We start from the raw sequence: 18763 nt of genomic DNA, 5'->3' as shown, positions 1-18763 counted from the left end.
AGGGTGCGAGTGATGCAGCAGGCATGCGGATGCCTGCGCGGCACCGGTGGTTGCAGCGGGTTTTCCCATTTTCCCGCAGCGGGCCGCCGGTGCCTTTGCCGTTTAAAGCCCCCGCGGCGGAGCCGGCCACCATCCCGGGGACGCCGTCGGATTGCCAGCGAACACACAGGGAAAACTCGCTGCGCACCCATGATCGGCTATTACCTTGGAAAGTGCCTCAACAGGTGCGAGTGATGATAGCCGGTTCCCCCGGAACCGGCGGTGCGCCGGGCGATTTGCAGCAGAGTTCCCCCAAGTCCTGCTCCAGATCGCCCGGCCCTACTCTTTTAACCGGCGCGAACGGGCCCGACACGGGGCGCGGCCCGGCCCAGGTTTCCAGCCGTCTGCTTTCTAACCGTCTGCGGCCCCGCCGAACACCGGGCTGCGGAGCTTGCCTTCCAGGAACCGGCGTTCCGCGGCGCTGCCGGCAAGCGCCAGCGCCCGCCTGTAGCCTTCGGCGGCCTCCGGATAGCGGCGCAGACGCACCAGGAAGTCGGCGCGGACGGCGTGGAAGAGGTAGTAGGTGTCCAGTCCCAGGCCCTCGACCGCCGCCAGCCCGGCAACGGGCCCGTGGAGCTCTGCCAGGGCCACGGCGCGGTTCAGCGCCACGACAGGACCCGGCGCGACGGCCAGAAGCTGGTCATACAACTGCAGGATCTGCGCCCAGTCGGTGTCCCCGGCGGCCGCGGCGTCGCTGTGGACGGCGTTGATCGCCGCCTGGAGCTGATACGGTCCCGGCTGGTTCCGGCGCAGGCACCGGCGCACCAGCTCACGGCCTTCGGCGGCCAGGGCGCTGTCCCAGTGCCCCCGGTCCTGGGCCGCGAGCAGCACCAGTCCCCCGTCGGGCGTGAATCGCGCGGCGCGGCGAGACTCGATGAGCAGCATCAGCGCCAGCAGTCCCGCCGCTTCCGGTTCGTCCGGCATCAGCGACGCCAACAGCCTGCCGAGCCGGATGGCTTCCGTGCAGAGCTCCGTACGTTCCGGGCCGTCGGCGGGGCCCGCGGTGTAGCCCTCGTTGAAGATGAGGTAGACCACCGCCAGCACCGATTGCAGCCGTTCGGGCAGGTCGGCGCCCTGCGGGACCCGGTATGGGACCTTGGCATCCCGGATTTTCGCTTTGGCCCGGACCAGCCGCTGCGCCATGGTCGCTTCCGGGACCAGGAAGGCCCTGGCGATTTCCGCCGTCGTCAATCCACCCAGAAGCCGCAGCGTCAGCGCCACCTGGGCGGACCCGGCCAGGGCAGGATGGCAGCACGTGAAAATCAGCCGCAAAGTATCGTCGTCCACGTCCTCCCCTGACTGTTCCGCCAGGAACTGCTCTTCGGCGGCCGGCGCGGGTCCGGCCCCGGACCGCGCCGCCGCGAGCAGGGCCGCCTGTGCGTGCTTGTCCTCGCGTGAGGCTTCCCGCCGCAGCCGGTCAATCGCCCGGTGCCGTGCCGTCGTGATGATCCAGCCAGCCGGGCTGGGCGGGATACCGGCCGAGGGCCAGTGCTGGACCGCCGCGGCAAAAGCATCCTGGACGGCGTCCTCGGCAATATCGATGTTCCCGAACGTCCGCGTCAGAACGGCTACGGCGCGGCCGTACTCGCGCCGGAACACCCGGGCGATGTCCGCCTCGGTCGCTGCCTCATGTCCACGGCGCTCACCCACACCAGCACCCCCGACCGGCGGCTAGTGCTGGAACGGACGGACTTCGACGGGAAGTGTGCTGGCGCCGGCCAGCTTCCTTGCCCAGCCAAGGGCCGCGTCCAGATCCTCGGCCTCGATCACGGTGAATCCGCCGAGGTGCTCCTTGCCTTCGGTGAACGGCCCGTCGGTCACCAGGATCTCGCCACCGTTGGGCCGCAGGACTGTCGCGGACTCCGCCGGGTGGAGACCCGCGGCGAACACCCAGGCCCCCGCCGCCTGCATTTCATGGTTCAGGGCCGCCAGGTCACGCATGATGGGTTCGAGGAACTCAGGGTCCGGGGCAGGGCCGTCCGGCTGGTAAATGCTGAGCAGGTACTGCGTCATTTCGGGTGCCTCCTTGTCGAATCGGCCGGCGCCGTGCCGGCCTCTCAGCACTTACACGATCGAGGACGCTCCGGATCGACACAGTCTCGACACCCGCCGCTGGCCCAAGCCGTCTCAGAGAGCCTTTTCCGGCGACTGAAGCCGCGCCGGCGGTTGCTCTGCCACATGCGGCGGGGGATCGATCGGCCCCTCAAACACCAGCTGGTCCAGGCGGCGGAGGATGAGTCCTTCACGCAGGGCCCACGGGCAGGTCACCATGCTGTCGAACTTGAACATTTCCAGTGCCGCTTCCGCGACGAGGGCGCCGGCGAGGACCTGCGGCGCGCGGGCCTCGGAGACGCCGGGCAGGTGGAGCCTGTCCTCTATCTCCATGGCCGAGATCCGCTGCGCCCAGAGCCCGAGGTCGAGGGCCAGCAGCTCCCGCTTGACGTAGGGCCCGGCGCCGCTGGGGGCGGCCCCGGCAATCCTGGCGAGGGACCGGAAAGTTTTGGATGTGCCCGCGACGAGGTTGGGCGGGCCCAGCTTCTCGAATTTGCGCACCGCGGGTTTGAGCGTGGAGCGGATGTAGCGGCGCAGCTCCTTGATGCTCTTGGCCGAGGGCGGGTTCTCGGGCAGCCAGTCGCGCGTCAGCCGGCTGGCGCCGAGCGGAACGGACATCGCCAGCTCGGGCAGCTCGTCCTGTCCGAGGGCCATCTCGAAGGAGCCGCCGCCGATGTCCAGGTTCAGGATGGGCCCGGCACCCCAGCCGTACCAGCGCCGGACGGCGAAGAAGGTCATGGACGCCTCTTCGCTGCCCGTGAGCTCCCGGAGGGTGACGGTGGTTTCATGTTTGACGCGGGCCAGGACGTCAGCGCCGTTGGTGGCCTCGCGGATGGCCGAGGTGCAGAACGCGAGGAGGTCGTCGGCTTTGTGCTTGGCCGCGAATTCCCACGCCTCGAGGACGAACTCGACCAGTTCATGCTGCCCGTCGTCGTCGATGTTGCCGTCGTCGTCGAGGTACTGCACGAGCGACAGCCGCCGCTTATGCGAGGCGTAGGGGACCGGGCGGGCGCCGGGATGGGCGTCGACCAGCAGGAGATGGACAGTGTTGGACCCGATGTCGAGGACGCCTAGACGCATGCTGCCATTATTCCCCCCACGGAGCGGCCGGCCTAGCTGCGACGGCGGTATTCGCGAAGAATACCGCCGTCGCAGTCTGGCCGATTACGGGCCTAAGCCGGGTCGGCAGTGCCGTCAGCGGGCTCGTCCGTCGGCTTGAAGTCGCGGCGGATGTTGGCCACGCCCTCCGGGTCGATTTCAAAACCGTAGGCGGCGCCGGGGTTGATCACCATGCCGAGCTCGGCGCCGAGGTTACCGATGATCGCGGCGCCCTGCGTGCCCAGCACGTTCGGGGCGGCGGCGAGATACTGCTCGGTGACGCGGCTCGGGTGCGAGAAAACGGCCAGAACGGGCTTGCCGGAGGAGTTGGCGAGGACCAGCGGCTCCACCTGCGAATCGGGGCCCTCGAGGGCGTCGGAGCTGACCACATAGACCTCGTTGTTGAGGAAGGCCAGGATCACGTCCACCGGGTTGGCGTCCGGCTGCTCCCCCCGGGCGAGCTGCTCCTCGAGTTCGTTCAGCGGCTGGTTGTCCAGGTGTGCGGGCTGTTCAGTCATATTCCTACTCGATCACGTCCACGGCCGGTCCGCAAACGCGAAATCGCCGGAAACCTGCGGATTCGCCGGTATTTTCCGGCGAATCGGCAGGTTTCCGGCGATTTCGGCGTGCTGCCTACTTCTTGGCCGGGGCCTTCCGTGCGGGCGCCTTGCGGGCCGTCGTCGTGCGCTTGACCGGGCCCTTGGCCCGCTTCTCCGCGAGGAGTTCGACGGCGCGTTCCCGGGTCAGCTCCTCGATCGAGGTGGTGCGCGGCACGGTGATGTTGGTGATGCCGTCGGTGATGTACGGGCCGAACCGGCCTTCCTTCACCACGATGTTCTTCTCCGAGACCGGGTCCGGTCCGAATTCGGCCAGCGGCGGCACGGCGGCACGGGCGCCGCGCTGCTTGGGCTGCGAGTAGATCTCCAGCGCCGCCTCAAGCGTGATCGTGAAGATCTCCTCTTCGGAGCCGATGGAGCGGGAGTCCGTGCCCTTCTTCAGGTACGGGCCGAACCGGCCGTTCTGCACCGTGATCGGGTTGCCGTCGGCGTCCTGGCCAAGCACGCGGGGCAGGCTCATGAGCTGCAGCGCCTCGTCCAGCGTGATGGTGTCCACGCTCATGGACGCGAACAGGGACCCGGTGCGCGGCTTGGCCTTGACGGGCTTCTTCGGCGGCTTGGGCTTGCCGTTCTTGTAGTACTCAACGGGCTGGTTGGCCAGCTGTTCCTCGGTCATCTCCGGGATGATCTCGGTGACGTAGGCGCCGTAGCGGCCATTCTTGGCCACGATCGTGTGCCCGGTGTGCGGGTCCGCGCCGAGGACGCGCTCCTCCGGGGCAGCGGTCTCCATGAGTTCAACGGCTTTGGCGGCCGTGAGCTCGTCCGGGGCCAGGTCCTCGGGGACGTTGGCGCGGGCCGCCTCAACCACTTCGCCGGTCTCGGGATCCACCGTCGCGGTGGAGCTTTCCAGGTACGGGCCGAACTTGCCGACCCGGAGGGTGATCGCGTCCGTGATGGGGATGGAGTTGATCTCGCGGGCATCGATCTCGCCGAGGTTGTTCACGATGCTCAGCAGGCCGGGCTCGGAGTCCTCACCGAAGTAGAAGTGCTTGAGCCACGCGGGTCCGGCCGCCTGGCCGTTGGCGATCTTGTCCAGGTCCGCTTCCATGTCGGCCGTGAACTCGTAGTCCACGTAGTCGTGGAAGTGCTGTTCGAGGAGCCGGATCACGGAGAACGCGATCCAGCTCGGGACCAGCGCGGAGCCCTGCTTCCGGACGTAGCCGCGGTCCTGGATCGTAGAGATGGTGGAGGCATAGGTCGACGGGCGGCCGATGCCCTTCTTTTCCAGCTCCGCAGTCAGCGAGGCTTCGGTGTAGCGCGGCGGCGGCGAGGTTTCGTGGCCGACGGCGACAATGTCGCTGGCAGTGAGCGCGTCGTCCTTGGCCACGTTGGGCAGCCGGCGTGCTTCCTCGGACTCGTCGTCGCCGCGGCTTTCGTCCTTGCCTTCTTCGTAGGCGGCGAGGAAGCCGGGGAAGGTGATGACGGTGCCCGACGCCGAGAACTCGGCGTCGCGGCGGTCGGCCGGGTCACCAACGGTGACGGCGCCGAGACGGATCGTGGCGGTGGAGCCCTTGGCATCAGCCATCTGCGAGGCGACCGTGCGCTTCCAGATGAGCTCATAGAGGCGGAATTCGTCGCCGGAGAGCTGCTGGGCCACCTGGGCTGGGGTGCGGAAGGAGTCGCCGGCGGGACGGATGGCCTCGTGGGCTTCCTGCGCGTTCGCTGCCTTGCCGCTGTAGACCCGCGGCGACTGCGGCACGTACTCGGGGCCGTACAGCTCGGAGGCCTGGCGCCGGGCGGCCGTGACGGCCTCGTTGCTCAGCGCGGACGAGTCCGTACGCATATAGGTGATGTAGCCGTTTTCGTAGAGCCGCTGGGCCACCTGCATCGTGCTCTTCGAGGAGAAGCGCAGCTTGCGGCCGGCCTCCTGCTGCAGGGTGGAGGTGGTGAACGGCGCCGCCGGGCGGCGGGTGTACGGCTTGGTGTCGACGGAGCGGACGCGGAAGTCGGCGTCCTGCAGCCCCGCCGCGAGCGAGGTGGCGAGTTCTTCGTTGAGGTGGACGGCGTTGCGGGAGGTGAGCTCGCCGTTGTCGTTGAAGTCCCGGCCGCTGGCGACCTTGGCGCCGTCGACGGCGGCGAGTTTGGCTTTGAAGGAGCCGGAACCGGCGCCGAACTGGCCGGTGAGGTCCCAGTAGGAGGCGGCCTTGAAGGCCATCCGCTCGCGTTCGCGGTCCACCACCATGCGGGTGACAACGGACTGCACGCGGCCGGCGGAGAGGCCACGGGCCACCTTGCGCCACAGCACCGGGGAGATCTCATAGCCGTAGAGCCGGTCCAGGACGCGCCGGGTCTCCTGGGCGTCCACCAGGTCCTGGTCGACATCGCGCAGGTTGTCCATGGCGCGGTGGATGGCTTCCTTGGTGATTTCACCGAAGGTCATCCGGTAGACGGGAACCTTGGGCTTGAGCACTTCGAGCAGGTGCCACGCGATGGCCTCGCCCTCGCGGTCCCCATCGGTTGCGAGATAGAGAGCGTCGGCGTCTTTGAGCTGCGCCTTGAGCTCGGCGACCTTCTTCTTCTTGTCCGAGGACACCACGTAGTAAGGCTTGAAGTCGTTGTCGATGTCGACGGCGAACTTGCCCAGCGGGGTCTTCTTCAGTTCCGCGGGGAGCTCCGAGGGCTGCGGGAGGTCGCGGATGTGACCGATGGAGGCCTCCACAATGAAGCCTTCGCCGAGGTACTTGGCGATGGTCTTGCTCTTGGCGGGAGACTCCACAATCACGAGTTTCTTGCCGGTTTTGGCCTTGCTTGGCACGGTGCTCCTACAGAAAAAGGTGGCTCGGGCAGATGCGCCCATACCCGCCTAGTTCACCATATTTTGCAGAATCCCGCGCATCCGGCCGGAAATGACGGCCCGGCGGACGCGGCTTCCGGCCGCAATAGGGCCACGTGCCGGCCGGCCCCTGAGCGCACTCCGGATGCGGTTCAGCGCCGTGCCCGCGACCGGTTCAGGCCTTCCCGGCGGCGGGCTCAGCCCTCCCCGGCGGCGGCTCAGCCCTTGCCGGCGGCGGGCTTGACGGGGGCGGGTTTTGCGGCGGCGGGTTTTGCGGCGGCCGCCGGGCCGCGGTCGTCCGGAATCATCGACCACATCGTGGCCATGCGTTCGGCACCTTCGGGCAGGTGGTCCGGATCCTCCAGTTCGTAGTCCCGCAGCAGGTCGAAGATCCGCCGCGTCAGTTCGGCCCGCTGGTCCGGCGTCAGGTACAGCAGATTGCTGGCCAGTACTACCGAGGACGGCCCGTCGGCGGTGTCGCCGCTCTCGCGCCGGGCGTTGCGGGCCGTGGCGTAGGCACGGACCCGGCGGCGGTAGGCGTCGAGCTCGAGGTCCAGGACGGCGAGCTCGGGGCTGGCCACTCCCCCCAGCGAGTGGATGGTGAAATCTGTACCGGCGGCCTGCCAGCGCCGCTCCCGGGCATCCCCCGCGGTGGCGGCGGGAATCACGATGCCCCACTTCTGCAGTGCCCGCAGGTGGTAGCTCATGGCACTGGGAGTCAGCCCGGTCTGCGCGGCAAGCTCGGTGGCCGTCCGGCTCACCTGCGTGGAATACAGCTCGGAAATGACCTCCAGCCGGGCGGCGTGGGCCAAGGCACGGATCGCCTTCGGGTCGGTGATTTCCACTTGCTTCTCCGGACGGTGCCGGCGCCTGGTGGCCGGCGGAGCCATTGACTCCGCCGTCGGGGTTTCTGCGTTCACTCCTCCAGTGTATCCAGCCCCGCCAAACTATGAAAGAAATGCTTGACATTTGTTTTGCCGCCGGACTAGGTTCCTTTTTATGAAACATACACTTCATAAATTGCCGGCATCCGCAGCCGGCGTGCCGCCCCTGTGGCGCAACCGCGACTTCCTGATTGCCGGCACCGCCCGGTTCGTGGCGACGGCGGGGATGGGCGCCGTCGTCGTCAGCGTGATGCTGCATCTGCAGAACGCGGCCGCCGCCGGCGAAACTCCTGTCGCCGGGCCCTGGCTCGTGGCCGCGTACCTGCTGTGCTCAGCGCTGCCGCTGGTCCTCCTGGCCCCGTGGGCCGGCCGGCTCGCCGACACCATGGATTCGCGCACGCTGGCGACGGCGAGTTCGGCGGTCAGCGCCGCCGCCGTCGCCGGCATGGGGCTTGGCATGCAGTACCTGGAGAACTATCTGCCCGTGCTGTTTGCCATGACGTTCCTGCTCGACGCGGCCCAGTCCGTGGCCAGCCCCACCTGGCAGGCCCTGCTGCCGCGGATCGTCGGAGAGGACCGCACCCCCCGGGCCATGGGGACCATGCAGGCGACCATCATGATCGCGGGGATGGCAGGACCCGCCGCGGGCGGCCTGCTCAGCGGCTGGGGCGGGACCGGGCTGGTGTTCACCGTGGCCAGCGGCTGCTACGTCGCTATGGGGCTGGGCGCGCTGCTGATCCGGACCCGGCGCGGCACGGCGGCCGAACGTGCCGGCCAGGCGAAGCCCGCGCTGCTGGACGGGCTGCGCCTGATCCGCCGGGACAGCCTGGTCTGGGCCCTGGTCCTGGGGGCGATGTTCTTCATCGTCGTCGGCGAAGCCACCAACGTGCTCGAGGTGTTCCTGGCCCGCAACGAGCTTGGCGCCACCGAAATCCAGTACGGCCTCCTGTCCGCAGCCTTCGGCCTCGGCATGGCGGCCGGGGCCGCGATGGCCGGCAGGATCAGGACGCCGCGGGTCCGCCTGCGCGTGCTGCTGGCCGCCATGACCGGAGCCTCGGCGTGCCTGGTCCTCACCGGGATGGTCCCGAGCGTGGAACTGCTTTTTGCGGCCTACACAGGGACGGGAGTGGCCTGCGGCGTCCTGAACGCCTGTTTCGGGGCCATCGCGATCCTGCGGATTCCGGAAAGCGGGCGCGGCCAGGCGATGGCGATTGTCGGCGGGATGACGCGTGCCGTCTCCATTGGCGCGCTGGCCCTGGGCGGTCTCCTGGGCGCCCTGGTGCCGGTCCGCGTCAGCTTCGTGCTCACCGGCGCCGTCGGGGCCCTGGTGGCCCTCGCCCTCACGGCGTACGTCCTGCCGCGGTTCGGCCGGGAGGACTCCGCCGCCAACACTCCAGCGGCGGCCAAGGCGGCGGCCGGGGCAGCGGCGTACGCGGCGTTGCCGGCCAAGGCCGCGGCCGAACCGTTGTTGGCGGGCACGGCCGCGACGGTATCAGGCAGGCAGCAGGAAGCCGTCGCGGACGAGGTTCCCGACTTCCTCGAGCAGGCCGGCGCGGAACTCCGCGCTGTCAAACCCCTCGTAGCCGCCCAGCAGCGCCTCGAGGGCGCCGATGATCTGCCCGACGGACAGGTCGCCGTCGCACGCTGAGACCAGGCCCGCCAGCTCGGTACTGAGCAGGTTGGTGCGGCGCAGCCCGGCACCCTGCCGCAGCAGGATGACGCCGGGGTGTTCCGCACCGGGGCGCTGGTGCCGTTCTTCGGTGACGTCCTCCGCGACCAGCAGGTGGGCGGCGGCCAGATCATGGCCGGCCAGCCAGTCGGCACGCTCGACGGCGGCGCCCAGGTGTGGCCCTACCGGCTGCTCGATCGGGTAGGTGATCTCCTCGAAGCGCGACAGCACCCGCCCCGCGCCGTCGGCAGGCCTCCGCAGCCAGATCATGCCGAAGCCGATTCCGGCCACATTGCGCGAGGCGAAGTCGTCCAGGTAGGCCGCGTACGAGTCCGCGTAGAGCCGGCGGTCGCGGCTTTCCGAGGCGTCCTGCAGCCAGGTCTCGGCGTACTGCTCGGGGCCCACCTGCTCGCGCTGGATGAACCAGACGTCGGTGGCCGGGCCGGCCCAGCTCTGGGGCCGGTCGGCCCAGCCGGCGCCGGCCGTGATCTCCCAGTTGCCCAGAAGCTGGGCCGTTCCGCCCGGGGCAAGGACCGAGGGCAGCACACGGACCAGCGAGGACACAATCTCGTCCCCCGGCAGGCCGCCGTCGCGGTACGTGAACTGGTCCGTGGCGGTCTCGCCCAGGCTGCGGGGGGTGATGACGAAGGGCGGGTTGGAGACCACCAGCTCGAACTCCTGCCCCGCGACGGGGTCCAGCAGGGATCCGAGCCTCAGGCTGACGCGGGCGTCAAGGTCGGCCGGGTCCAGGTGCAGCTCGGCGGCGTTGAGCAGCAGGTTGAACCGGGTAAACGCCAAGGCGCGTTCGGAGATGTCCGTGGCTGTCACGTGCTCGGCGTGGTGCAGCAGGTGGAAGGTCTGGATCCCGCAGCCGGTGCCGAGATCGAGGGCCTTGGCAACATGGCGGCGGGCGGTGACCTGGACCAGGGTGGTGGAGGCCTGCCCAATCCCCAGGACATGGTCGTGACGAAGAACGCCGGCGCGCTGGTGGGCCGCGAGGTCGCTGGCCACCCAGAGGTCTGCTCCGCCGGCGCTGGTCCCGTCTTCCCCCACTGTCGGGTCCCAGCCGTACGGCCTGAGGTCCACCCTGGCCTGGACCAGGTCCCCGCCCGCAGGCTCCACGAGCCCAAGTTCCACCAGCCCCTTGGTACGGATGCCGGGGAGGGCGGCGTCGAGCGTCGCCGCGGGCTGCGGCTCGGACAGAAGCCAGAGACGCACGACGACGGCGAGCGCCGCCGTCGCCGGCTCCCCGAGGGAACGCCCGGTGACGATCAGGGCCGGGATGAGCTGGTCCCGGCCCAGGGCCGAGTGCGCGGCCTCGCCGAGCAGCTCCGCAACCCCGTCCACGGTGTAGCCAATCGCACGCAGGTCCGCGGCCAGGGCCTCGAGGAGGCCGGCGAGGTCGCTGCGCGGAGCGTCCGGGGTGTTGCCGGCCGTGAACGGGGCTGCGGGAGCCTGCGTTGAACGGGAGGGTGCGGCGGGGCCTTGCGCTGAGGAAGTCACCGGACAAGTTTAGTCCGGGGGCCGGGCCATGGGGTGGGACCTGGGTTGGGCCCGTCAGCGCCGGGGCTGGGCTTGGGGCGTGCGGGTCCGGCTAGAGCTCGTTCTCGGCATAGATTTTCAGCGCGTCCCGGACGAAGGCGGCGCCGTCCTCACCGCCGTAGTTGGCGGCGAACCTGGGATCGGCCACGTACATCTCGCCGAGCCCCGTCACGTACCCCTTGATGCCACCACCTGCCGCCGGGCTGCCGCCCGCTGCGGGTGACGCCGGCGTGCCGGGGATTCCCCTGAGCCATTCGACGTGGCGCCGGGCCAGGTCCTGCGCCTGCGCGCTGTCCGCCGGGACTCCCGACGCCGCAGCAGCCGTCCACTCGGCACCGAGCTGCCGGGACTGTTCCGTCCAGGCAGCCTTCTCCCCGGCCCCCATGCTGCGCCACCAGGCGTCGGACTTTGCATAGGCGTCCTTGCCCCACCGCTGCTGGACTTCCTCCTGGTACTTGGTGTGGTCGAAACCGTCGAACATTTCCTCCGCCATGATCTTTCCTCCCGTTTGCAATGCCTCAATGGTGTGACGGACCGCGGCAATCTGCCGCCCCAGCCTGTCCTGTTCCTGCAGCAGCCACGCCAGGTGCCGGCCCAGTGCATGCTCCGCGTCCGCCTCGTTGCCGAGCACGTCCGCGATCGCCGGCAGCCCGAGCCCCAGGTCGCGCAGGAGCAGGATCCGCTGCAGTCGGACCAGGGATTCCTGGCCGTAGTACCGGTAGCCGTTGTTGCCGGTGCGGCTCGGCCTGAGCAGGCCAATGTCGTCGTAGTGACGCAAAGTCCGGCCGGTGGTGCCGGCCAATTTCGCGATCTGCTGAACGGACCAGTCCATGCCTCCACCCTTCTGCTCCTTCGAGGCCCGCGTTCCTCGGACCCCCGCTGTTACCGTGCCGACCGGCTGCTTCCGGCCATCGCTGCCGGCCATCGCTTCGACTCTAAACTTTGACGCAGCGTCAAAGTCAAGGGCCCGCAGGGAGAGGGCGCCCGGGACGGCGGCGCGGCCGGAGGGGAGCCTGCGAGACGGTAAGTTTGAGGCATGGTTTTCCCTTCCTCCCACGTCCCGGCCGCCCGTCTGGCCCGGCGGACGCTCACCGGTGTGGCCGCCGCCGTCGTCGTACTGGCTGCAGCGGCATGTTCCCCGGCCGGTTCGATTGAGGGCGCCGATGTCCCGGCGTGGAAGGCCACCGCGCTGCCCTCCGCCCCTGGAACAGTGCTGGAGGATGCCGGCAAAATCCTGAACCGGGATCCGATCGTCCGGACCGCGTCCGGCGTTCCCGCCGGCACCTACACGTTGACCATGACGTGCGACGGCGGCGGGAAGGCGTTCTTCGCCGTCAGCCTGGACGGCAGCCAGCTCGCCGAAGCCGGAGCCGCCTGCAACGGCAGCCGCGAAACTGCTCGCATCAAAGTGCCCGGCGCGGGCAAGGTCACGCTCAGCACGTCCAGTGTGGATGCCCCGCTTCTCTACGCGTACCACCTGGCGTCGTCCGAGTAGCACCCGCCGCAGCCCGGTTCGTGGCGTCCGGCCCGGTGCCCCCTGAAGGCCTGTCCGACCCGGACCTTTGGCCTCTGGCGTTTGATTCCGGGCCGCCCTAATCTCAGGGTATGCCAACTGTGCCGGCGAGCAGGGTGCCGCGACGGCGCACCCCGGCGGCCGCCGTGGTGCTTTCAGTTGCGGTATTTCTCGGGGCAGCCCTGTCCGGCTGCGCCTATGAATACAGCGCCGACCACTGGGACGATGAATCGACCTCCGCTGCCCCTCCGCCGACCACTGACGCCGCCCTGCCCCAGGACCCCCATCTCAACGAGCCGGTGACGGGCGAGGAACTGGATGACTGGGTCGATGCCGTACTGCCCGACGCCGAGGGGCAGGTCTTCCAGACGGGTTTCGGGACGCTGGAGGCGGACGAGGAGCGCAAAGAGACTACAGCCCAGCTGCCCAAGGGTACTTACGCCCTGACCCTGGCCTGCCGGAGCACCCGCCGTGTGTCCTTTTCCATCGAGAACGGTGAGAACGAACTCGTGGACCTGAGCCTCCGGTGCGGGACGTCCAGGGTGAACGTGGTGCAACTGGCCGCAGATGCGTCGCTCTCCATCAAAGTGGATGCGAACGCACCGGCAAACTTTGCGTACCGGGTGAGCCGCATCTGAGGGTTCCCGGCCGGCCAAATGTCCGGCTCGCGCCTCAGGCGGCGCAGCCCTCGGGGCACCGCAGGGTATCGGGGCTCGCGGCGCACCCGGCGCAATAGAGCGTCAGGGTCCGGCAGGACGGATTCGAGCAGTTTTCGAACTTGCTCGTGGGTGCCGAGCAGCGGACGCACTCGCCGATCGTCTTGGCGTCCCCGCTGAACTCGACGTGCATGCGCTTGTCGAACACATACAGTGAGCCCTCCCACAGGCCCTGGTCCTTGAAGGCCTCGCCGTAGCGGACAATGCCGCCGTCGAGCTGGTAGACCTCCTTGAACCCGCGGTTCACCATGAGGCTCGACAGCACCTCGCAGCGGATGCCGCCGGTGCAGTAGGTGACAACCGGTTTGTCCTTGAGGGCGTCGTATTTGCCGGAGTCGAGTTCCTTGATGAAGTCGTGGGTGGTGGCGACATCGGGAACGACGGCGTCCTTGAACTTGCCGATCTGGGCCTCGAACCCGTTCCGGCCGTCGAAGAACACGACTTCGTCGCCCTGCTGTTTCTTGGCTTCAATGAGTTCGTGGAGTTCCTCGGGTTTGAGGTGGGTTCCGCCGCCCACCACTCCGCCGGCGTCGACTTTGAGTTCGCCCGGGGCGCCGAAGGAGACGATTTCGTCCCGCACCTTGACGCTGAGCCGCGGGAAGTCCGCCGCGCCGCCATCGGACCACTTCACGTCGATGCCCTGGAAGCCCTTGTACTCGCGCGTGGTTTTGACGTACTGCTTCACGGCGTTCAGTTCTCCGCCGACCGTGGCGTTGATGCCGTCCTTGGAAAGGATGATGCGGCCGGTTAGTCCGAGTTTTTCGCACAGGGCGCGCTGCCAGAGCCGGACGGCGTCCGGGTCAGGCAGGGGGGTGAATCCGTAAAAGAGGACAATCCTGTTCAAAGCCACGCTTTTAAGGGTACTTGCTGGGGCGGGCGGCCGGGCGACAGTCACAATTGGATAAGCAAGCGGCTTCCCCCGACCCGGCCCCTGTTGCTTGTGGCACTGCTGGAATACGCTCATCACATGAGTCTTGACGCCATGGTTGAAGACACCACTCACCTGCTGGAAATCTGGGTTGCCGGATGGGCCGGCTGCCGCGGATATGAGACGCGCAGGGAGGGCAGGTTCCCCGCGGCCTTTCGCGGTGACACCACCCACGAATGGGAGTACTTCGCCTACGATCCGTCCGACGCGGAGTTCGAGGCGCTGGCGGCAAAGACGGCCGAAGCGCCGGCCCGGGTCCTCACCATCCTCACCAACGATGTGGCCCGATTCACCATACTGGGGCAGCGGAATGGGCTGCATGTCACCTCGGCCTCCCAAACCATGATGATCGTGGACATGGAGACCCAGGATTCGGAGGACCCCTGGCTTTCGGATGACGACCTCAGGCTCGAGACGTCCCGGACCGACGGCGTCCACCACGCGGTGGTCAGCGCCGGCGAGGACGTCGCCGCGAGCGGACGCGTGTTTGTGGTGGGACATACCGCCATCTTCGACAACATCGTGACGTCAGAGGCTTACCAGCGGCGGGGGCTGGGCAGCTTCATCATGAAGGCCCTGGCAGCCCAGGCGTTCGAACACGACGTCGACTCCGGGCTGCTGCTCGCCTCGCTGGACGGCCAAAAACTCTATTCGCACCTCGGCTGGCGCGAGGTGTGCCACGTCCTGATGTTGTCGACGTCAGACGAAGGGGCCGACCTGTCCGTGGGCTGAGGCGCCGCGAGCGCCGGCCGTCCGGCGGGCCCGCGCCCGGGGCAACGCGTTTGCCGGGCAGCCGCGCCGAAGCCACCGCGAGAAGCCGCAGCGTCTGCCGGGCTGCGTGCCGGGCTGCGTGCCGGGCATGGGCGATTTGAGGGCGGATGAAAGAATATGTGAGTGAACCCGCATGAGTCCCTGATTCCGTTGCTGGGCCGAGGTCCGGACCCGGAACAGCTGCGTCATGTGCGGACGATCCCCGCCCGCCAGGCCGTCAATGCGCCGTGGCCGCAGTGGTCCCACCCGGATCTCGTGGCAGCCTACGGTTCCCTGGGCATCCACGAGCCCTACCTTCACCAGGTCCGCGCCGCCGAACTGGCCCACGGCGGAGAGAACGTGGTCATCGCCACCGGCACCGCGTCCGGCAAGTCCCTGGCGTATCAGCTGCCGGCCCTGGACGCGATCCACCGTTCCGAGCTCAGGGTCCTGTCCGATCCCGGGAAAATCCACGACGACGGGGCCGTGACCCTCTACCTGTCCCCGACCAAGGCGCTCGCCGCCGACCAGCTCGCAGCGATCAGGGCACTGAAGCTCCCCACAGTCCGGGCCGAAACCTACGACGGCGACACCGATCCCGCGTCCAGGCGCTGGATCCGGGACCACGCGAACTTCATCCTCGCCAACCCGGACATGCTGCACTTCGGCATTCTCCCGAACCATGCCTGGTGGGCCAGGTTCTTCCGGCGCCTCCGCTACGTGATCGTGGACGAAGCCCACAGCTACCGCGGCGTCTTCGGCTCCCATGTGGCAAACCTCATGCGCCGGCTGCGTCGGATCTGTGCCTACTACAGCCCGGGCGGCTCGCATCCCGGACCGGTGTTCATCGCGGCGTCCGCCACGGCGTCTGAACCCGGGCAGTCCTTCGGCCGGCTGATCGGCGCGCCCGTGCGGGCCGTTTCCGAAGACAGTTCGCCCCACGGGTCCACGACGGTGGCGTTTTGGGAGCCGGCACTGACCGAACTCCGGGGCGAAAACGGTGCCAAGGAGCGCCGGACTGCAGTCGCCGAGACCGCCGACCTGCTGGCCAACCTGGTGTCCTCCCGGACCAGGACCATTGCGTTCATCAAGTCCAGGCGCGGGGCAGAGTCGATTTCCTCCATCGCCAAACGCCTCCTCGACGAGGTGGATCCCAGCCTGCCGCAGCGTGTGGCCGCGTACCGCTCGGGCTATCTGCCGGAGGAGCGGCGGGCCCTGGAAAAGGCGCTGCGCTCCGGTGAACTGTTGGGCGTCTCGAGCACGTCCGCGCTGGAGCTGGGCATTGACATTTCCGGTCTCGATGCAGTCCTGGTCGCAGGCTGGCCGGGCACCCGCGCGTCGTTGTTCCAGCAGATCGGCCGCGCGGGCCGCGCCGGCCAGGACGCGATCGCGGCCTTCGTGGCCAGCGACGACCCGCTGGACACCTACTTGGTGAACCACCCCGAGGCGATTTTCGACGTGTCGGTGGAGGCCACGGTCTTCGATCCCTCCAATCCATACGTTCTGGGCCCCCACCTGTGCGCCGCCGCCGCGGAACTGCCCCTCGGGTTCGCCGAACTGGAGCTCTTCGGGGCCACCGCTGAGAAGCTGCTGGACCGCCTGGTCCTGCAGGGCTACCTGCGCAAACGGCCGGCAGGATGGTTTTGGACCCATCCGCAAAATGCCGCAGCCATGGTGAACCTCCGGGCCGACGGCGGAGGTCCGGTGAGCATAGTGGACGCGGAGACGGGCTCCTTGCTCGGCACCATGGATTCGCCGCAGACCCATTACCAGGCCCACACAGGGGCCATCTATGTCCACCAGGGCGACAGCTACGTGGTCGAAGACCTGAATGAGGACGATCACTGTGTGGTGGTGCGGCGGGCGAACCCGGACTACTACACGACCGCCCGGGACGTGACCCAGATCGAGGTCCTTGAAACGCAGCGCACCACCCAATGGGGCGATGTGGCCGTGCATTTCGGCGATGTGAAAGTGACAACACAGGTGGTCTCCTTCCAGCGCAAGGCGTTAATTTCGAACGAGATCCTCGGCGAAGAACCCTTGGAATTGGGCGCCAGGGACCTGTTTACCAAGGCGGTCTGGTTTGTCATGGACAACCGCTCGCTGACCGGCGCTGGGCTGATCGAGGCACAGTTCCCCGGAGCGCTGCATGCTGCCGAGCACGCGGCCATCGGACTCCTTCCGCTGGTGGCCTCCAGCGACCGCTGGGACATCGGCGGAGTGTCCACGGCCATCCACGCCGATACCGGAGTGCCCACCATCTTTGTCTACGATGGCCATCCCGGCGGGGCCGGCTTCGCCGAACGCGGCTACGACAAGGCGAGGTTGTGGCTGACCGCCACGCGCGACGCCATCAAGGCCTGCGAATGCGAGTCCGGCTGCCCCTCCTGCGTCCAGTCACCCAAGTGCGGCAACAAGAACAACCCGCTCGACAAGGACGCTGCCGTCACACTGATCGATGTGCTGCTCCAAGACGCCACCGACCTCATGCACGCCGGCAATCCCGGAACAACGGCCGCCGCGGCCAGGACCCCGGACGATCAGCCCGCCCAGCCGCTCCGCGCCTGACCACGTCTCAGCGGCCGGTTCGTGGGCGACGGCCGGCAGGTTCGGGGCCGGGGCGGCAAGGCGGTACGTTCGTGTGAGCCGGGGCGGCAGGCAGGTTCGTGGGAACCGGGCGGCGGCAGGGCCGTACGCCAGGCCGCAGACGGATGCGCGGCTTCTGGCGACCGCCGGAGTTGGTGCATCTTTCACGGTGCCGGCCCGTTCCCGGCCGCAGGGGGCGGTCCGGCCCTGGCCAGTCCCGTGGCCGCCCCGAGGAACGGTCCGGCGCTGAACTCGGTGCGCACCTGAACGGTGTCGTCCGGTCCTTCAGCACAGGCAGCCAGCGTGGCGTTGTTCTTCAGTGCGACCTTTCGAGCCACAGCGCAGGGCTCGCCGGACGTGATGCCCCGCGCGGCATCCGCCGCAGCCAGCGCTGCCAGATCGGCGGCCGCCGCAGCCCTCGATGCCGCAACGGCCGATTCGGCCAAAAGAAGCAGCAGGGCCAACGCCATGATGACCACCAGTCCGAGTCCCAGGGCCAGGACGGTCCCCGACCCCCGCTCTGAAGAAGTCCACCGGTGCCGGGGGTGGGCAGGATTCGGGCTCCGGGGTCGCGGCCCGCGGGCACGGACACGGACAGGTGCAGGTGCAGGTGCAGGTGCAGGTGCAGGTGCAGGTGCAGGCGACATCATGTGCCGCCTTGCCACGGGGAACGGGAGACGCCTTTCAGTTCGGGCTCGTCCAGCCCGGGCCGTTGTGCCGCGCCGGGAGCCTCCGCACGCGCCCACGCGCTGGCGCTGAGGGCCCAGGGAACCAGGGAGCCAACGGCCCCGGGGACCCGGCCGGAAACGGTGACCCTGTGCCACTCGCCGTCGTGCGTCACCTCGGAGTCCGCCGCGTCGCCGGCGAGACGGCGGACAATCTCACCGACTTCGCCTGCCGCGGCTCCCCTCGCCACCGCCCGGGCACCGCCGCGGGCCGCTTCCTCAACCCGCAGCTGCATCACCCCGGCCGCCGAACCCGCGAGCAGCACGGAGAGCAGGAGAACGACCGAGGGCAGCGCGACGGCGAACTCAGCAGTGACGGCCCCGCGGCACTCCCCCGTCGGCGGCGGCTCCCCCCGGCCGCCGCTCCCCCGGGCGCGCCAGAGTCCGTTCATGGCAACGTGAGCGCCGTCCGGATGAGGTTCAGGAGGAACCCGCGGACCTCATCGCTGCGCATGATGAACACTAGGACCCCGGCGAAACCCACGGCGGCCAGGGTTGCGATGGCATATTCAGCGGTAGCCATTCCCGCCTGCGCGGCCGGCGGCCCTGTGCGGCCCCGCGGTTGAACGGGAACAACCGAGCTGGCGCCGGGGTAGATCTCATAGACCTCCGCAACGCCGCCCTCCCCTGCTTCGATGCGACGTGCAGCGGGAGTGTCCTGATTTGTTGACATCTGCTTTCCTTCCACGGGACACCGGCGTGATCGCCGGCTGATTCGACTCTCCCGGCTTGCACGTCGCGCCATAAGCCCCGATGGCAGCTAAGTGGAAAACGTGCCCGAAGATGCCGTTGTGGCGGCCTGTGGAGGAGAAGTGTCTGGCCCTTTCCGGTCGGCCAACGGCCGCCAAACGCAAAGCCCTGGTCCGCC

The 18763-nt window shown here is 68.7% G+C and carries 16 protein-coding genes and 1 pseudogene; 5 read left to right on the top strand and 12 right to left on the bottom strand.

The genetic code is table 11. The features are described from left to right. Window positions 1-390 precede the first annotated feature (390 nt). From AC1DKN_RS19720 to AC1DKN_RS19695, 6 genes are all read right to left on the bottom strand, one after another. Window positions 391-1689 carry an RNA polymerase sigma factor gene (locus tag AC1DKN_RS19720; RefSeq protein ID WP_476872262.1) on the bottom strand — a complete coding sequence of 433 codons (1299 nt, stop codon included), beginning with the start codon at window positions 1687-1689 and terminating at the stop codon, window positions 391-393. Between the two features lie 21 nt (window positions 1690-1710). After that, complete coding sequence (locus AC1DKN_RS19715; RefSeq protein ID WP_476872261.1) at window positions 1711-2052, bottom strand: YciI family protein; 342 nt, start codon at window positions 2050-2052, stop codon at window positions 1711-1713. 114 nt (window positions 2053-2166) lie between these two features. Further along, entirely contained in the window at window positions 2167-3171 is a 1005-nt protein-coding gene (locus tag AC1DKN_RS19710; protein WP_476872260.1) for a Ppx/GppA family phosphatase, read from the bottom strand. A gap of 92 nt (window positions 3172-3263) precedes the next feature. Further along, on the bottom strand, window positions 3264-3707 hold the full coding sequence (locus tag AC1DKN_RS19705) for an SseB family protein (RefSeq protein ID WP_028277718.1): 444 nt from the start codon (window positions 3705-3707) through the stop codon (window positions 3264-3266). Between the two features lie 115 nt (window positions 3708-3822). Further along, on the bottom strand, window positions 3823-6561 hold the full coding sequence (gene topA / locus AC1DKN_RS19700; RefSeq protein WP_476859270.1) for a type I DNA topoisomerase: 2739 nt from the start codon (window positions 6559-6561) through the stop codon (window positions 3823-3825). A 236-nt stretch (window positions 6562-6797) separates the two neighbouring features. Beyond that, window positions 6798-7499: an ArsR/SmtB family transcription factor gene (locus AC1DKN_RS19695; RefSeq protein WP_476855533.1), complete on the bottom strand. Its 702-nt coding sequence runs from the start codon at window positions 7497-7499 to the stop codon at window positions 6798-6800. A gap of 79 nt (window positions 7500-7578) precedes the next feature. On the opposite strand from AC1DKN_RS19695, the pseudogene AC1DKN_RS19690 reads away from it, so the two are divergent. Next, a pseudogene (locus AC1DKN_RS19690) lies at window positions 7579-8841 on the top strand (MFS transporter); the annotation flags it as partial. Between the two features lie 114 nt (window positions 8842-8955). Here the strand turns inward: AC1DKN_RS19690 and AC1DKN_RS19685 are convergent. Both AC1DKN_RS19685 and AC1DKN_RS19680 read right to left on the bottom strand, forming a co-directional pair. Then, window positions 8956-10635, bottom strand: coding sequence for a DUF7059 domain-containing protein (locus AC1DKN_RS19685; protein WP_476872259.1), 1680 nt, complete (start codon window positions 10633-10635; stop codon window positions 8956-8958). A 91-nt stretch (window positions 10636-10726) separates the two neighbouring features. Continuing rightward, window positions 10727-11506 (bottom strand): MerR family transcriptional regulator, encoded by a 780-nt coding sequence (locus AC1DKN_RS19680; RefSeq protein WP_476872258.1) that lies wholly within the window; start codon window positions 11504-11506, stop codon window positions 10727-10729. A gap of 204 nt (window positions 11507-11710) precedes the next feature. Between AC1DKN_RS19680 and AC1DKN_RS19675 the strand changes: the two genes are divergently transcribed. Together AC1DKN_RS19675 and AC1DKN_RS19670 are read left to right on the top strand one after the other, a co-directional pair. Then, on the top strand, window positions 11711-12169 hold the full coding sequence (locus AC1DKN_RS19675) for a hypothetical protein (protein ID WP_476872257.1): 459 nt from the start codon (window positions 11711-11713) through the stop codon (window positions 12167-12169). Window positions 12170-12279: 110 nt separating this feature from the next. After that, window positions 12280-12825 (top strand): DUF6023 family protein, encoded by a 546-nt coding sequence (locus AC1DKN_RS19670; protein WP_476872256.1) that lies wholly within the window; start codon window positions 12280-12282, stop codon window positions 12823-12825. Window positions 12826-12859: 34 nt separating this feature from the next. On the opposite strand, the gene trhO is transcribed toward AC1DKN_RS19670, so the two are convergent. After that, the gene (gene trhO, locus AC1DKN_RS19665; RefSeq protein WP_028277710.1) at window positions 12860-13753 is read right to left on the bottom strand and encodes an oxygen-dependent tRNA uridine(34) hydroxylase TrhO; all 894 of its coding nucleotides are present in this window, start codon (window positions 13751-13753) and stop codon (window positions 12860-12862) included. Between the two features lie 117 nt (window positions 13754-13870). On the opposite strand from trhO, the gene AC1DKN_RS19660 reads away from it, so the two are divergent. Both AC1DKN_RS19660 and AC1DKN_RS19655 read left to right on the top strand, forming a co-directional pair. Then, window positions 13871-14563: a GNAT family N-acetyltransferase gene (locus AC1DKN_RS19660; RefSeq protein ID WP_223913610.1), complete on the top strand. Its 693-nt coding sequence runs from the start codon at window positions 13871-13873 to the stop codon at window positions 14561-14563. A 162-nt stretch (window positions 14564-14725) separates the two neighbouring features. Further along, a complete protein-coding gene (locus tag AC1DKN_RS19655; RefSeq protein ID WP_476872255.1) occupies window positions 14726-17152 on the top strand; it encodes a DEAD/DEAH box helicase in 2427 nt (808 codons plus the stop codon). Between the two features lie 182 nt (window positions 17153-17334). Here the strand turns inward: AC1DKN_RS19655 and AC1DKN_RS19650 are convergent, their stop codons facing one another. Genes AC1DKN_RS19650 through AC1DKN_RS19640 form a run of 3 tightly spaced genes read right to left on the bottom strand, consistent with a single transcriptional unit; the run spans window position 17335 to window position 18610 of the window. Beyond that, window positions 17335-17817 (bottom strand): Rv3654c family TadE-like protein, encoded by a 483-nt coding sequence (locus tag AC1DKN_RS19650; protein WP_476872254.1) that lies wholly within the window; start codon window positions 17815-17817, stop codon window positions 17335-17337. Then, window positions 17817-18287: a TadE family type IV pilus minor pilin gene (locus AC1DKN_RS19645; protein ID WP_476859265.1), complete on the bottom strand. Its 471-nt coding sequence runs from the start codon at window positions 18285-18287 to the stop codon at window positions 17817-17819. The genes AC1DKN_RS19650 and AC1DKN_RS19645 overlap by 1 nt, the downstream gene beginning before the upstream one ends. Then, complete coding sequence (locus AC1DKN_RS19640) at window positions 18284-18610, bottom strand: DUF4244 domain-containing protein (RefSeq protein WP_476850273.1); 327 nt, start codon at window positions 18608-18610, stop codon at window positions 18284-18286. The genes AC1DKN_RS19645 and AC1DKN_RS19640 overlap by 4 nt, the downstream gene beginning before the upstream one ends. Window positions 18611-18763 lie beyond the last annotated feature (153 nt).

It is taken from the genome of Arthrobacter sp. 01N444, from assembly GCF_056399305.1.
The sequence above is the reverse complement of the archived record's forward strand: the minus strand, read 5'-3'. Positions and strand labels throughout refer to the sequence as shown.